The sequence below is a fragment of the Pantoea sp. S61 genome (genome assembly GCF_016625145.1).
In the GTDB taxonomy this organism is placed as follows: domain Bacteria; phylum Pseudomonadota; class Gammaproteobacteria; order Enterobacterales; family Enterobacteriaceae; genus Pantoea; species Pantoea rwandensis_B.
Window position 1 is genome coordinate 56,866 of sequence record NZ_JACVUO010000017.1, and the last position, 14,072, is coordinate 70,937.

The following is a 14,072-nucleotide window of genomic DNA, read 5'->3' on the forward strand; positions in this document are numbered from 1 at the left end:
TTCCTTATGCTTTACGATTGAGCCAGGTCATGTATTCACCCACACCCTGAGCAACGGTTTTGAATGGCTTGTCATAACCCGCTGCGCGCAGATTGGTCAGGTCCGCCTGAGTGAATGCCTGATAGCGGCCTTTCAGTTTCTCAGGGAACGGGATGTATTCGATCTGGCCTTGCTGATGGAACTTCAGCACTGCATCGGCGACTTCCTGGAAGGACTCCGCACGGCCTGTACCACAGTTGTAGATGCCAGATACACCGTTTTCCCAGCACCACAGGTTTACCGCAACAACATCGTCAACATGGATGAAATCGCGGCGGAAATCGTCGCTACCTTCAAACAGCTTTGGATTTTCACCATTGCTGATCTGAGTATTGAGGTGGAAAGCCACACTCGCCATACCGCCTTTGTGACCTTCGCGTGGGCCGTAAACGTTGAAATAGCGGAACCCACACACTGGAGAATCGGCTTCCGGCATAATCTGACGCACGTAGTGGTCGAAGAGCATTTTCGAGTAGCCATAGACGTTCAGCGGCTGCTCGTACTGGCGCTCTTCAATGAAGTTTTCATTGCGGCCACCGTAAGTGGCCGCTGAAGAGGCGTAAAGGAAAGGAATTTCGCGTTCCAGGCAGAAATGCAGCAAGTCTTTCGAGTACTGATAGTTGTTATCCATCATGTACTTGCCATCCCACTCTGTGGTCGCCGAGCAGGCACCTTCATGGAATACCGCTTCGATTGGACCCAGATCTTCGCCGGACATGATGTAAGAGAGGAACTCTTCTTTGTCCATGTAGTCTGCGATATCCAGATCTGCGAGATTCACGAATTTGGTGCCATCTTTCAGATTATCCACCACCAGAATATCGGTAAGACCGCGATCGTTCAGCGCTTTAACAATGTTGCTGCCAATCATGCCAGCGCCACCGGTTACGATAATCATATGCTTTGCCTTTAAACAGTTGGGGTGAAACAGGAGGTTTCACGCACGAATGCCTAACATCATAACATTTCAGCCCGCGGCAGGCAGCCAGATGACTCCGTAACCGCTGCACAATTTGCATCCATCGCGTGAACTATGCTGCAAAACGAAGATTTCTCTGGCGGAAATGTCGGCACGATGCGTCCTGATCAGTAATATGTGCCAAAATTTTGCTATCTGAGGAGCAGAATCATGTCCAGTCAGTTTTATTCGCAAATCCGTCAACAGCTTGAGACAACACGTAGCGATGGATTGTTCAAACAAGAACGTACCATCACGTCGGCGCAGCAGGCTGAGATCCATGTCGCTAATAGTCCTCCGGTGATTAACTTCTGCGCCAACAACTATCTCGGTCTGGCGAATCACCCCGCACTTATTCAGGCCGCCAAAGAAGGCATGGATTCCCACGGCTTCGGCATGGCATCCGTGCGCTTTATCTGCGGCACACAAGATATCCATCAGCAGTTGGAACAAAAGCTGGCGGCCTTTCTCGGCATGGAAGATGCCATCCTATTTTCCTCTTGCTTCGATGCCAATGGCGGTCTGTTTGAAACACTGCTCAGTGCGGAAGATGCCATCATCTCTGATGCACTCAATCATGCCTCAATTATCGATGGCGTACGCCTGTGTAAAGCCCAGCGCTATCGCTATGCCAACAACGATATGTCTGAGTTACGTGCTCGGTTAGAGGAAGCGCGTGATAAAGGTGCACGCCATATTCTGATCGCCACAGACGGTGTGTTCTCGATGGATGGCGTGATTGCCAATCTGCAAGGCATTTGCGATTTGGCCGACGAATTTGACGCATTGGTGATGATTGATGATTCCCATGCGGTCGGTTTTGTCGGTGCAACTGGGCGTGGCACCCATGAATACTGCGGCGTAATGGATCGCGTAGATATCCTGACTGGCACATTAGGCAAAGCGCTAGGTGGTGCTTCCGGTGGCTATGTGGCTGCGAAAAAAGAGGTGGTTGAATGGCTACGCCAGCGTTCACGCCCTTACCTATTTTCCAACTCCCTGGCACCTACCATCGTCGCCGCCTCGCTGCGGGTGTTAGACCTGCTCAGTGAAGGCGATGGGTTACGCCAGCGCCTTTGGGATAACGCCCGATTCTTCCGCGAGAAGATGACCGCAGCCGGCTTTACGCTGGCGGGTGCTGACCACGCCATCATTCCGGTGATGCTTGGCGATGCAAAAGTGGCTCAGCAGTTTGCCAGCCTGCTGCAAAAAGAGGGCATCTACGTCACAGGCTTCTTTTATCCGGTGGTGCCGCAAGGTCAGGCACGCATCCGCACTCAGATATCTGCAGGTCATACGCAGGCACAACTGGAACATGCCGTTGCCGCCTTCACTCGCATTGGCCGACAGTTGGGCGTGATCGCAGGAGCAGAACGATGAAAGCATTGGCCAAACTCAAAGCCGAAGAAGGTATCTGGATGGTGAAGGATGCACCGATTCCGGAACCTGGTCACAACGACCTGCTGATTAAAATTCGTAAAACCGCAATTTGCGGCACCGATGTTCACATATACAACTGGGATGATTGGTCGCGTAAAACTATTCCCGTTCCAATGATCACTGGCCATGAATATGTCGGCGAAGTCGTCGGTATGGGCGAAGAGGTAAGAGGCTTTGCCCTTGGCGATCGTGTGTCCGGCGAAGGTCATATCACCTGCGGTCACTGCCGAAATTGCCGCGCCGGTCGCACTCACTTGTGCCGCAATACCGTGGGTGTCGGCGTCAATCGTCAGGGCTGTTTTGCTGAGTATCTGGTCATCCCTGCATTTAACGCTTTCAAGATTCCCGACAATATCTCTGACGAGCTGGCAGCGATTTTCGATCCCTTTGGCAACGCCGTGCATACCGCGCTCTCGTTTGATCTGGTCGGCGAGGATGTGCTGATCTCTGGCGCTGGCCCCATTGGTATTATGGCTGCAGCGGTGTGCAAACATGTAGGCGCACGCAATGTGGTCATCACCGATATCAATGAATATCGCCTCGGTCTGGCACGCCAGATGGGTGTGACACGCGCCGTCAATGTGGCGCAGGAAAATCTGCGCGATGTGATGGCTGAGCTGGGTATGACCGAAGGTTTCGATGTCGGGCTGGAGATGTCTGGCGCGCCTCCCGCGTTCCGCACCCTGCTGGAGGTGATGAACCATGGTGGGCGAATCGCTCTACTGGGCATTCCGCCGGGCGAGATGGCGATCGATTGGAATCTGGTGATCTTCAAAGGACTGTTCATCAAAGGCATCTATGGCCGCGAGATGTTTGAAACCTGGTACAAAATGGCAGCGTTGATTCAATCCGGCCTCGATTTAACGCCTATCATCACACATCGCTACCACATCGATGAATTCCAGCAGGGATTTGACGAGATGCGATCCGGGCGTTCAGGAAAAGTGGTATTGAGCTGGGATTAAGGATTCACAGGGAGGCTTTTGGGCCTCCCATGGATTCACTTAATCAGCGCCAGATATTGCTGACAGATTGCCTCCGTATCAAATTCGGCAAAGGCATCCGCTGCTAACAACGGCGGGCGCTGATAAATGTCACACATTGCTGCTGCCAGCGATTCAGGATTGAGATCCGCCAGGCCGCGCGCTAAATCACCTTGCAACAGCCACATCGGGCCACCCGGACAACGCGTACTGACGACAGGCGTGCCACACAATACGGCTTCGATCAGCACATTACCAAAACCCTCGCTATCCGAACTGACGATCAGCATTGTCGCCCGGCTGATCCATGCATAAGGGTTTTGTGTAAAGCCCTGGAAAATAACACGATCGGCAATCCCTAGCGCTTGTGCCTGGGCTTCTAAAGCGGCTTTACGCTGTGCCGATCCCTGCCCCAATAACACCAACGGCAACTGAATATTGCTTAATGCGTAAGCCTTTAACAGGCGATCATGCCGTTTAGTTTCGTGGAAGCGCCCGACATGCACCAGAAAACCGGACTCAGGCACTTCAGCGGGCTCTGCTGCCAACTGCCGAATCAGTGCAATATCGAACGGATTGCCAATCACCGCTTCGCCTGTGAGCTTCACAGCAAAGGCCTCTTTCAAATCCTCCAGCACGGCGGGTGAAACGCCCACCACGTTACGCCCCTGATAAACCTGCTGGATTTTACGCGCCTTTAACCAGCGTGATAATCCGGTGCGATGCCCAAGATAGGAGGCTGAAAACACGCCATGCAGGCAGAACCAGGTTTTCTTCGCATCCAGCGCGCGACTTCGACGCACAATACGGTCGGTTTTGTGCAGATGAGACACCACAAGATCAAATTCACCTGCCGTTTTCTCCGCCTGTTGTATTGCTGCGTCCAGCAAACGGGCCCGACGACTCAGCTCGGTGAGTTTGCGCCAGGGTCGACGATTGGTGTCCAGAATGACCTGATAATCCACTCCCTGCGGCAAGGGGTATTCGCACACTTTTCGCAGGGAAAACAGTGATACACGGTGCCCCTGTGCCAGCATACCGGTGACCAGCGTCAGAACCACTTTTTCAGCGCCGCCGCCCGGCAATCCATCTATCACCATGAGTATGCGTTTTGACAAAATATTCTACCTGTCTGAATGAAATAACATGTGATTGCCTGCAGTCCTGGCCAGGATAGTAGCGCAGATCCTTCGTGCTTTTCGCCTGTTTCCTGCCCGGGCAAATAGTTTTGCGTCACTGAATGGCTCAGCGTAACATTGCGATTTTATTGGCTTCAGGCGGCGAACATGACCCGGCACGCGTTCCTTATTACCATTGACACTGAAGGCGACAACCTTTGGCGCAATCACCGTTCAATCACCACCGAAAATACCGGCTATCTGCCACGTTTTCAGGACCTGTGCGAGCGTTATGGTTTTAAACCCACCTGGCTGACCAACTATGAAATGGCGATGGATCCTGCTTTTGTGGAATTCGGTAAAGATGTCATCGCGCGCAAACAAGGTGAGATTGGCATGCATCTGCATGCATGGAACAGTCCGCCAGAAGCTCCACTCACCGATGATGACTGGCGTTGGCAGCCTTTCCTGGTCGAATACCCGGATACCGTGCTGCGCGATAAAGTCGTTTATATGACTGATCTGTTGGAAGAAAAGTTCCAGACCAAAATGCTGAGCCATCGTGCAGGGCGCTGGGCATTTGATGAACGCTATGCCGCCATTCTCACCGAATTAGGCTATCAGGTGGATTGTTCCGTTACCCCGCGCGTGAACTGGTCCTACACACGCGGCGCGCCACAGGGTAAAGGCGGCACTAACTATACAGATTTTCCGTTCAAACCTTATTTCATCGATCCGCAGGATATCTCACGCAGCGGCAACTCTTCACTGCTCGAAATCCCTATGAGTATTCAATACAAATACTCGCCTTTGATGAATACCTTCAAACAAAGTCTGTATCGACTTCGCGGCAAGCAAAAAAGCCCCGCCGTACATTGGCTGCGCCCGTCCGGCGGTAATCTTGCGGATATGCAACGTGTGGTCGAAATGTCGCTGGCAGAAGGCAATAATTACACGGAATTTATGCTGCACAGTTCTGAGTTCATGCCAGACGGCAGCCCAACGTTTAAAAACGAACGCGATATCGAACAACTTTATGCGGATTTAGAGGCGCTCTTTAGTTGGTTAGCGCCCCGTTTTGTTGGTCAGACCCTGTCTGAATACCACGACAGTTTTAGGCTACAGCAGCCTGCACGTTAAGTTTTTGCCACGCCTGCCAGACCGTTTCCAGTGCGATATCAGTGCATTCACCGGAATCGGTCTGCATAATCTGGTACTCACCCGACCATGGATGCCACAACGTCGCATTGGTATCGCCAAAGAACACAACCTGCTTTTTATGCAGCCCGGCGGCAAGATGCATCTGCCCCCCATCGCTACACAAAATTTGCTCGCAGCAATCAAAGCCTGCGATGACTTCCCGCACCGATGCGGTGGGATAGCGCGCTACGCGCGGTGAATTGACCAACTGCATCAACTCATCAGCACGTGCCGCATCGCCTTTGTCATGGACATCCAACGTGCCTTGAGGCGACCAAAACACCAGCACGCGCGCCTGCTCATCTTCCAGCAGCTTATTGATAAAAGCCGCATAACTGGCTATCGGCCAGCGACGCTTAGGGCTGCGGCTGCTGATGTGCACACCATATACCCTGCCCGGTGAGGCGAAGCTTTGTGCAACCCGCGCTTTCGCGGCTTCACGTTCTGCATCTGCGAGATAAAGATTCACAGATGGCACGGCAGGCAAGCTATCAGTCAATGCCGAGAGGTAAGAAAAGGTATGTTCGACCTGATGGCTGCCCTGAAAATCGCTTTTACGGAACGGATGATCCAGCTGAACGTCGGGCAAAGCAGCGCCAATAATATTGTGCGCGCCGGCCATATTCGCCAGGCGTAAGCTGTATTTGCACGGCACCGGATTAGCCAAAATCGTGGCATCAAAGCGCGTTTTACGCAGTGCCAGCATGATTTTTACGCGCTGCCAGTAAACACCGAGTGTGGTTTCGTTCTTACCGCGATGTTTGGCTTTTTTGTAGACATACAGACGGTCAACGTGAGGATTATGGCTCACCACATCCTGAGCAATCTTATTAACCAGTAGGGTGATTTTTGCGTCAGGAAAAGTGCGTTTCAAACCTTCCAGCAGTGGAGTGGTACACACCATATCGCCAATGTTATCGCGTCGGATAACAAGGATGTTTTTCATACTGATGCCCAGGGTAAAAAGGATTGATGCCAAACATTCCGGCCAGAACCGTTCCTAAAAGCGCAAAAATGCTAGCGAGCTAACTACTTTTGACCATTAATGTCCAAAAAGTTCTGAATTTCTTAGCAATAATTAACGTTAGAAAATCGTAAATAATTCATAAAACCATAAATAACAATGTCGCTTGATAATCCCGCACTTTCCATCATTACACCCATGTTCAACGCTGGCGCGATGTTCGAGACGTTTATGCAGTCTCTACTGATGCAATCGCTGATAAATCTCGAAATCATCATTGTCGATGATGGCTCCACTGATGGTTCCGGCGAACGGGCTGAGGCTTATGCGCGCCAGTATCCTCAGGTACGGGTCATTCACCAAGCCAATGGCGGCGTGTCGCGTGCGCGCAATGCCGGGCTCGCAATGGCGCGCGGGAAATACGTTACTTTCCCGGATGCCGATGACACCATGAACCCGGCGATGTATCAAACGCTGGTGGAGATGGCAGAACGGGATGATTTAGACGCCGCACAATGTAATGCAGAGTGGTTTTTCAAAGCCAGCCAAACAACCAAACCGCTCATCCCACTGGATCGCTTAACCAGCACAGCGGTGTTAAGTGGACCAGAATGGCTCAACAAAGCCTTGAAAACCCATCGATATATGCATGTTGTATGGCTAGGTATTTATCGCCGTGAACTGATTGAACAAAACAATCTCACTTTCGAACCGGGATTGCATCATCAGGATATTCCCTGGACCACAGAGTTCATGTTCAACGCCAAACGCGTGCGCTACACCGATCAAATGCTCTACCGCTACTACCTGCACGATGCCTCCATCAGCAACCGCAAACGCACCGGTCAACGAAATGTCGAGTATCAACGCCATTACCTGAAAATCGCGCAGATGCTGGAAGAGATCAATGCACGCTATCGCGATAAAGTTAAAATCTATCCCGCATTCCATTATCAAATTACGCGTGAAGCGCTCAGCGTCTGCCATTCCATTCGCCGTGAACCGGAAGAGAGCGCACGGCAGGCGATGATTGCGGATCTGTTTGCCACGCAAACCCATAAACGGATGCTGCGTAATGCACGCGGCGCGCGGCAGTGGTATCAACTGCTGTTATGGCTGAGTCGCATTTATCGCTGGCGTAACAAATAAGCGTCGCGGCTGGCTTTCGCCCTATAGGGGTTTGCCCTACAATCAGCTCACTGAAATTTGAGATCATTTGAGTATGGCAAGCCCGATTCCAGTCCAATTTGCACCGAAAAACATTCTGCTGATCAAGCTACGCCATCACGGCGATATGCTGCTGACCACGCCCGTTATCAATGCGCTCCGCCAACGCTATCCCCAGGCCAACATCGACGTCCTGTTGTACAAAGAGACGCGGCCGATGCTGGAAGCGCACCCCGCGATTCGCCAGTTGCACATCATTGACCGCAACTGGAAAAAAGAGGGCGGCTGGCAGAAGTTCCGCCACGAGATGGCTCTGCTTTCAGCTGTACGTGCCTGTCATTATGACCTGGTGATTAACCTCGCCGACCAGTGGCGTAGCGCGATTATCACGCGTTTTTCAGCTGCTCCGGTGCGTATTGGGTTTGCCTACGCCAAACGTGATCACGCCCTGTGGCGTTGGTGCCATACCTATCTGGTTTCGACAAAAACACATAATCAATTGCATACCGTCGAGCAGAATATGGCGGCGCTTGAGCCGCTAGGTATCAGCGCGGAAGGTGCAAAAGCCTCAATGCACTTTAGTGCGGCAGATAAACAGAAAGTGCAGGATGCATTGGCTCAGCAAAAGGTCAGCGGGCCGTTTATCGTGTTACAGCCGACATCGCGTTGGGTATTTAAATGCTGGGAAGATGAAAAGGTCGCGCAGCTGATTGATACGCTCGCGGCTGACGGCCATACCCTTGTTCTTACCGCTGCCCCAGACCAGAAAGAGCAAGCGATGATTGCCCACATTCAGTCGCTGTGCCACAGCCAGAATGTGGTTTCACTTGCTGGGCAGTTTTCATTGCCGCAACTGGCGGCATTGATTGATGCCGCGCAGCTATTTATCGGTGTGGATTCTGCCCCCATGCACATGGCCGCCGCACTCGATACGCCCTGTCTTGCGCTGTTTGGCCCCACCAAACTGCAACACTGGAGTCCGTGGGGTGAAAACAATCGCGTGATCTGGGCCGGTGATTATGCACCGCTGCCTTCGCCAGACGACATCGATACAAAAACAGAACAGCGCTATCTCTCAGCCATTCCGGTGGATGACGTGGTGGCCGCCGCCAGGAGTTTTTTGCATGACTAAGTTACGCCTGGCGATTGTCCGGCAGAAATATCGTCCGGATGGCGGTGCCGAGCGTTTCATCTCGCGGGCGCTGGAAGCACTGGACGGCGAACAGCTCGATCTGAATATCATCACACGTAGCTGGCAGGGCACACCCAATCCGGCCTGGCATCTGCACATCTGCAATCCCGCCAAATTTGGACGCGTATCGCGCGAACGCGGTTTTGCCCGCGCGGCACGTGCATGCTGGGAACGTGAAAAGTTCGATATCGTGCAGAGCCACGAACGCATTGCGGGCTGCGATATTTTTCGCGCCGGTGATGGCGTCCATCGCGTGTGGCTGGAACAACGTGCGCGTATTGTCTCACCCTGGCAGCGTTTGAGCGCCAGCCTGAGTCCTTATCATCGCTATGTTTTACAGGCTGAAGCAGAGATGTTCAATGCGGCATCTTTAAAAGCAGTAATCTGTAACTCTGAGATGGTGAAGCAAGATATTTTGCGTCATTTCACGCTAGATGCCAGCAAAATCCATGTCATTCACAACGCCATTGATAGCCAACGTTTCCAGCCAGCAACAGAAGCTCAGCGCTACGCCATGCGCCAGCAATTGACGCTGCCACAAGATGCCACGGTGATGATCTACGTGGGTTCAGGCTTTGAGCGCAAAGGCTTGAAAGCCGCCATCGAAGCACTCGCCCACAGCGATCGCTATCTGGTTGTGGTTGGCCAGGACAAGCAACTTTCACGCTATCAGCAGTTGGCTAACCAGCTTAATTGCCTCGATCGCTTGCGCTTTGTTGGCGTGCAGCAGGATGTGCAGCCCTATTATCACACCGCTGACGCCTTACTGTTGCCCACGCTTTATGATCCTTTTCCGAATGTGGTGCTGGAAGCGATGGCCTGCGGTTTGGCCGTGATTACCAGCACCGGCTGTGGCGGCGCAGAATTTATTCAAGCCGGCCAGGAAGGCTTCGTTTGTGATGCATTAGATATCAAGGCATTAAATGACGCCATTGTCGCCACACCTGCACTTTCGCAGAATTCTGCCATGGGTGAAGCCGCACGCCGCAGAATCGAACCTTTTGGTCCGCAGCGGCTGGCACAGTCGCTGACTTCACTCTATCAGCAGGTGCTGAAGGCCAGCTGACGAAGTGGTATGAGCAGGCGGTCAGTTTCTGATAACATGCCGCCTTTCATGTGTTTTTTGACGCGAATCTGTCGTAACGATAACTATGACAACTCTATACACAGCCCTGCTCTATTTAATACAGCCACTGATCTGGCTGCGCCTGTGGCTGCGCGGTCGAAAAGCACCGGCCTATCGTAAACGCTGGGCGGAACGTTACGGCTACTGCGCGGGCAAAGTTGAACCGCACGGTATCGTGCTGCATTCCGTTTCTGTGGGTGAGACGCTCGCTGCCGTGCCGCTGGTGCGCGCATTGCGCCATCGCTATCCCACACTGCCCATCACCGTGACCACCATGACGCCCACGGGCTCCGAACGCGCTCAGTCCGCGTTTGGTAAAGATGTGCATCATGTCTATCTGCCCTATGATTTGCCCGGTTCGATTAACCGTTTCCTCGATACCGTTGATCCTCGTCTGGTGATCATCATGGAGACTGAGTTGTGGCCGAACATCATCCGTATTCTGCACCAGCGCCAAATTCCGCTGGTCATTGCCAACGCCCGCCTGTCAGAGCGTTCGGCCAAAGGTTATAAAAAACTCGGTGGCTTTATGCGTGATTTGCTGCAGCGCATTACGCTGATAGCAGCGCAGAACAACGAGGATGCTGAGCGATTCCTCAGCCTCGGCCTTAAACGAACGCATCTCGCCGTCACCGGTAGCCTGAAGTTTGATATCTCTGTAACGCCAGAGCTGGCGGCCCGTGCGGTCACCCTGCGCCGTCAATGGGCATCGCGCCGCCCGGTGTGGATCGCAACCAGCACGCACGAAGGCGAAGAGACCATCATCCTTGATGCGCATCGTCGTCTGCTGCAGCAGTTCCCTGATCTGTTGCTAATTCTGGTGCCACGCCATCCTGAACGTTTTAAAGATGCCTGTGAACTGACGCAAAAGCGCGGTTTCAGTTTCACTCTGCGCAGCAGCGGTGAAATTCCGTCTGGCGCAACGCAGGTTGTGATTGGCGACACCATGGGTGAATTAATGCTGCTGTACGGCATCGCCGATATCGCCTTTGTTGGCGGCAGTCTGGTCGAACGCGGCGGTCATAATCCGCTGGAACCGGCCGCCCATGCCATTCCGGTGCTGATGGGTCCGCATATCTGGAACTTCAAAGATATCTGCGCCAAATTGCAGCAGGCAGAAGGCCTGATCACCGTCACCGACGTGGTTTCGCTGGAGAAACAGGTGGCCAACCTGCTGCAGGATGATGATTACCGCCGTTATTACGGTCGCCACGCTGTTGAAGTGCTGCATCAAAATCAGGGCGCATTGCAGCGTCTGCTACAGTTACTCGAACCACATTTGCCGCCACGAGCTCACTAACGCATGCCACAACGCCAACGTCTTTCCGTGGTGATGATCGCCAAAAACGAAGCTGAATTGCTGCCGGAGGCGCTGGCCTCAGTGAGCTGGGCAGATGAGATTGTGCTGCTGGATTCAGGCAGCCAGGATAACACCGTAGCAGTGGCCCGCGCGCACGGCGCGCAGGTGCATCAGGCTGAAGGCTGGGCGGGTTTCGGCAAGCAGCGCCAGCGTGCACAAGCTCATGCAAGCGGCGATATGATTCTGATGCTGGATGCCGATGAACGTGTCACACCCGAGTTACGCCGCGCGATTGAAAACGTTCTTGAGCAGCCCCCCTCCGCTACCGTTTATAGCCTGGGACGCAGCAATTTGTTTCTTGGCCGCTTTATGCGCCATAGCGGCTGGTATCCGGATCGCGTGATGCGCCTCTATCCTCGCGCACTCAATTACAATGACAATTTGGTGCACGAATCGCTGGAAACCCAGGGCGCATCGGTGGTGGCGTTACCAGGCGATCTCCAGCATCTCACCTGCCGCGATTTGATCGCTTTCCAACGCAAACAGATGAATTATGCCGAAGCCTGGGCGCAAGAACGTTTTCAGCGAGGCAAGCGTTGTGGCATCTTCTCGATTTTCAGCCACACGTTGGGCGCATTCCTTAAGACGTTGCTGCTGCGCGCCGGATTCCTCGATGGCAAGCAGGGCTGGATTCTGGCCGTCGTGAACGCGCAATACACCTTTAACAAATACTCAGCGCTCTGGGCGCTGCATCACACCTCAACACAAGGTCGCGTATGAGCACCAAAGCGATTTATCCCGGCACGTTCGATCCCATCACGTTGGGCCATGTGGATATTGTGACGCGCGCGGCGCAGATGTTTGATCGCATCGTGGTTGCCATTGCCGCCAGCCCCAGCAAAAAGCCGCTGTTTACACTCGATGAGCGCGTAGATTTGGCACGGCAGGCTACTCAGCACTTAGCCAATGTTGAGGTTTTGGGTTTTAGCGATTTGATGGCGAACTTCGCCAAAGCGCAAAATGCCAATGTGCTGGTGCGAGGACTGCGTGCGGTGTCAGATTTCGAATATGAGCTGCAACTGGCACAGATGAACCGTCATCTGCTTCCTTCACTGGAGAGTGTGTTTCTGATGCCGTCCGAAGGATTCTCGTTCGTGTCATCGTCGCTGGTGAAGGAAGTGGCGCGTCATAAAGGTGATGTGCAGGCATTTCTGCCTGCCGTGGTGCATCAGGCATTGCTGGCAAAACTGGCGCAGCCCTGATTAATGCTGGCAGCGAGGGCACCAGAAGGTGCTGCGCTGGCCATGTTTGCCGCTGACGATTGGCGTACCGCAGGCTCGGCAGGGTTCGCCCGTTCGGCCATAGACCTGCAATTCCTGAGCAAAGTAGCCAGGCTTTCCATCCGTTTGCAGGAAATCACGTAGCGTGGTACCGCCCTGCTCAATCGAACGCAGCAATACGGCCTTGATTGTCGCCACCATCAACTCCGCTTCATCACGACTCAAACTCATCGCCGGTCGATCGGGTAAGATCCCGGCGGTAAACAGTGATTCACTGGCATAAATGTTGCCCACGCCAACCACCACTTTGTTATCCATCAGCCACTGTTTAATGGCCGTGCGTTTGCCGCGCGACTTTTCAAACAGATAAGCACCATCGAACTCGTTGCTAAGCGGCTCAGGACCGAGATGTGCCAGTACACTGCTGCCTTCCAGATCAGGGGTCCACAGCCACGCACCAAAGCGGCGTGGATCGGTATAACGCAGCACCTTGCCGTTGCTCATCACCAAATCGACGTGATCGTGTTTTGCGGCGGGTTGCTCACCAGGAAGGACTCGAAGGCTGCCAGACATGCCGAGGTGAATGATAATCCAGCCGTGTGGCAGTTCCAGCAGCAGGTATTTTGCGCGCCGTTGCACGCTCAGCACCGGCTGGTCACTTAGCGCATGGATTTCGTGCGAGACCGGCCAGCGCAGGCGTGAATTACGCACAATCGCATGCAAAATGGTCGCGCCTACCATATGTGGCTCAATACCACGTCGGCTGGTTTCTACCTCTGGTAATTCAGGCATGTCATCTCCTCAACAAACCGCAGAAACAAAAAACCCGGCCGAAGCCGGGTTTTTCGCAAGAACACTAAAATTACTTAATTTTAGCTTCTTTGTAGATCACGTGCTGACGTACAACCGGATCGAACTTTTTCAGTTCCAGTTTCTCTGGTTTAGTACGTTTGTTCTTCGTGGTGGTATAGAAGTGACCTGTACCAGCAGAGGAAACCAGCTTGATCTTCTCACGAATACCTTTAGCCATGATTCAGTTCCTTAGTACTTAGTACTTCTCACCACGGGCGCGGATTTCGGTCAGAACCGTATCAATGCCCTTTTTATCAATAACACGCATACCTTTAGCAGATACACGCAGAGTAACGAAGCGCTTTTCGCTCTCAACCCAGAAACGGTGAGAGTGCAGGTTCGGCAGGAAACGGCGTTTCGTCGCGTTCATTGCGTGGGAACGGTTGTTACCCGTCACCGGACGCTTTCCAGTTACCTGGCAGACTCGTGACATTTCTATTCTCCAAAAATCAA

The 14,072-nt window shown here is 53.1% G+C and carries 15 protein-coding genes; 9 read left to right on the forward strand and 6 right to left on the reverse strand.

From position 1 onward, the window contains the following. Positions 1–4: 4 nt before the first annotated feature. Complete coding sequence (gene rfaD / locus IAE30_RS23890; protein ID WP_038644059.1) at positions 5–937, reverse strand: ADP-glyceromanno-heptose 6-epimerase; 933 nt, start codon at positions 935–937, stop codon at positions 5–7. A 231-nt stretch (positions 938–1,168) separates the two neighbouring features. Here rfaD and IAE30_RS23895 point away from each other — a divergent pair, with 231 nt between their 5' ends. Beyond that, entirely contained in the window at positions 1,169–2,377 is a 1,209-nt protein-coding gene (locus IAE30_RS23895; RefSeq protein WP_200681118.1) for a glycine C-acetyltransferase, read from the forward strand. Beyond that, positions 2,374–3,402: an L-threonine 3-dehydrogenase gene (gene tdh, locus IAE30_RS23900; RefSeq protein ID WP_038644056.1), complete on the forward strand. Its 1,029-nt coding sequence runs from the start codon at positions 2,374–2,376 to the stop codon at positions 3,400–3,402. Before IAE30_RS23895 ends, tdh begins: the two co-directional genes overlap by 4 nt. A gap of 35 nt (positions 3,403–3,437) precedes the next feature. On the opposite strand, the gene IAE30_RS23905 is transcribed toward tdh, so the two are convergent. After that, entirely contained in the window at positions 3,438–4,520 is a 1,083-nt protein-coding gene (locus IAE30_RS23905) for a glycosyltransferase (RefSeq protein ID WP_200681128.1), read from the reverse strand. Positions 4,521–4,706: 186 nt separating this feature from the next. Here IAE30_RS23905 and IAE30_RS23910 point away from each other — a divergent pair, with 186 nt between their 5' ends. Next, positions 4,707–5,678 carry a deacetylase gene (locus IAE30_RS23910; protein ID WP_038644053.1) on the forward strand — a complete coding sequence of 324 codons (972 nt, stop codon included), beginning with the start codon at positions 4,707–4,709 and terminating at the stop codon, positions 5,676–5,678. On the opposite strand, the gene IAE30_RS23915 is transcribed toward IAE30_RS23910, so the two are convergent. After that, positions 5,653–6,684: a glycosyltransferase family 9 protein gene (locus IAE30_RS23915; protein WP_038644052.1), complete on the reverse strand. Its 1,032-nt coding sequence runs from the start codon at positions 6,682–6,684 to the stop codon at positions 5,653–5,655. The genes IAE30_RS23910 and IAE30_RS23915 overlap by 26 nt on opposite strands. 177 nt (positions 6,685–6,861) lie before the next feature. Here IAE30_RS23915 and IAE30_RS23920 point away from each other — a divergent pair, with 177 nt between their 5' ends. The 6 genes from IAE30_RS23920 to coaD all read left to right on the forward strand — a co-directional run bounded on the left by IAE30_RS23920 (position 6,862) and on the right by coaD (position 12,749). Then, on the forward strand, positions 6,862–7,851 hold the full coding sequence (locus tag IAE30_RS23920; RefSeq protein WP_071845579.1) for a glycosyltransferase: 990 nt from the start codon (positions 6,862–6,864) through the stop codon (positions 7,849–7,851). Positions 7,852–7,924: 73 nt separating this feature from the next. After that, a complete protein-coding gene (gene rfaQ / locus IAE30_RS23925) occupies positions 7,925–9,001 on the forward strand; it encodes a putative lipopolysaccharide heptosyltransferase III (RefSeq protein ID WP_038644048.1) in 1,077 nt (358 codons plus the stop codon). Beyond that, the gene (locus tag IAE30_RS23930) at positions 8,994–10,127 is read left to right on the forward strand and encodes a glycosyltransferase family 4 protein (RefSeq protein WP_200681119.1); all 1,134 of its coding nucleotides are present in this window, start codon (positions 8,994–8,996) and stop codon (positions 10,125–10,127) included. Before rfaQ ends, IAE30_RS23930 begins: the two co-directional genes overlap by 8 nt. 85 nt (positions 10,128–10,212) lie before the next feature. Continuing rightward, positions 10,213–11,487, forward strand: a complete 1,275-nt coding sequence (gene waaA, locus IAE30_RS23935) for a lipid IV(A) 3-deoxy-D-manno-octulosonic acid transferase (RefSeq protein ID WP_038644046.1) — start codon at positions 10,213–10,215, stop codon at positions 11,485–11,487. A gap of 3 nt (positions 11,488–11,490) precedes the next feature. After that, positions 11,491–12,267, forward strand: a complete 777-nt coding sequence (locus IAE30_RS23940; protein WP_045833643.1) for a glycosyltransferase family 2 protein — start codon at positions 11,491–11,493, stop codon at positions 12,265–12,267. Continuing rightward, complete coding sequence (coaD, locus tag IAE30_RS23945; RefSeq protein ID WP_200681120.1) at positions 12,264–12,749, forward strand: pantetheine-phosphate adenylyltransferase; 486 nt, start codon at positions 12,264–12,266, stop codon at positions 12,747–12,749. Before IAE30_RS23940 ends, coaD begins: the two co-directional genes overlap by 4 nt. Here coaD and mutM read toward each other — a convergent pair whose 3' ends face one another. From mutM to rpmB, 3 genes are all read right to left on the reverse strand, one after another. Further along, positions 12,750–13,559 carry a bifunctional DNA-formamidopyrimidine glycosylase/DNA-(apurinic or apyrimidinic site) lyase gene (gene mutM / locus IAE30_RS23950; RefSeq protein ID WP_200681121.1) on the reverse strand — a complete coding sequence of 270 codons (810 nt, stop codon included), beginning with the start codon at positions 13,557–13,559 and terminating at the stop codon, positions 12,750–12,752. Between the two features lie 70 nt (positions 13,560–13,629). Next, a complete protein-coding gene (rpmG, locus tag IAE30_RS23955; RefSeq protein ID WP_001051798.1) occupies positions 13,630–13,797 on the reverse strand; it encodes a 50S ribosomal protein L33 in 168 nt (55 codons plus the stop codon). A gap of 18 nt (positions 13,798–13,815) precedes the next feature. Next, positions 13,816–14,052 carry a 50S ribosomal protein L28 gene (gene rpmB, locus IAE30_RS23960; RefSeq protein WP_007885297.1) on the reverse strand — a complete coding sequence of 79 codons (237 nt, stop codon included), beginning with the start codon at positions 14,050–14,052 and terminating at the stop codon, positions 13,816–13,818. Positions 14,053–14,072: the final 20 nt, after the last annotated feature.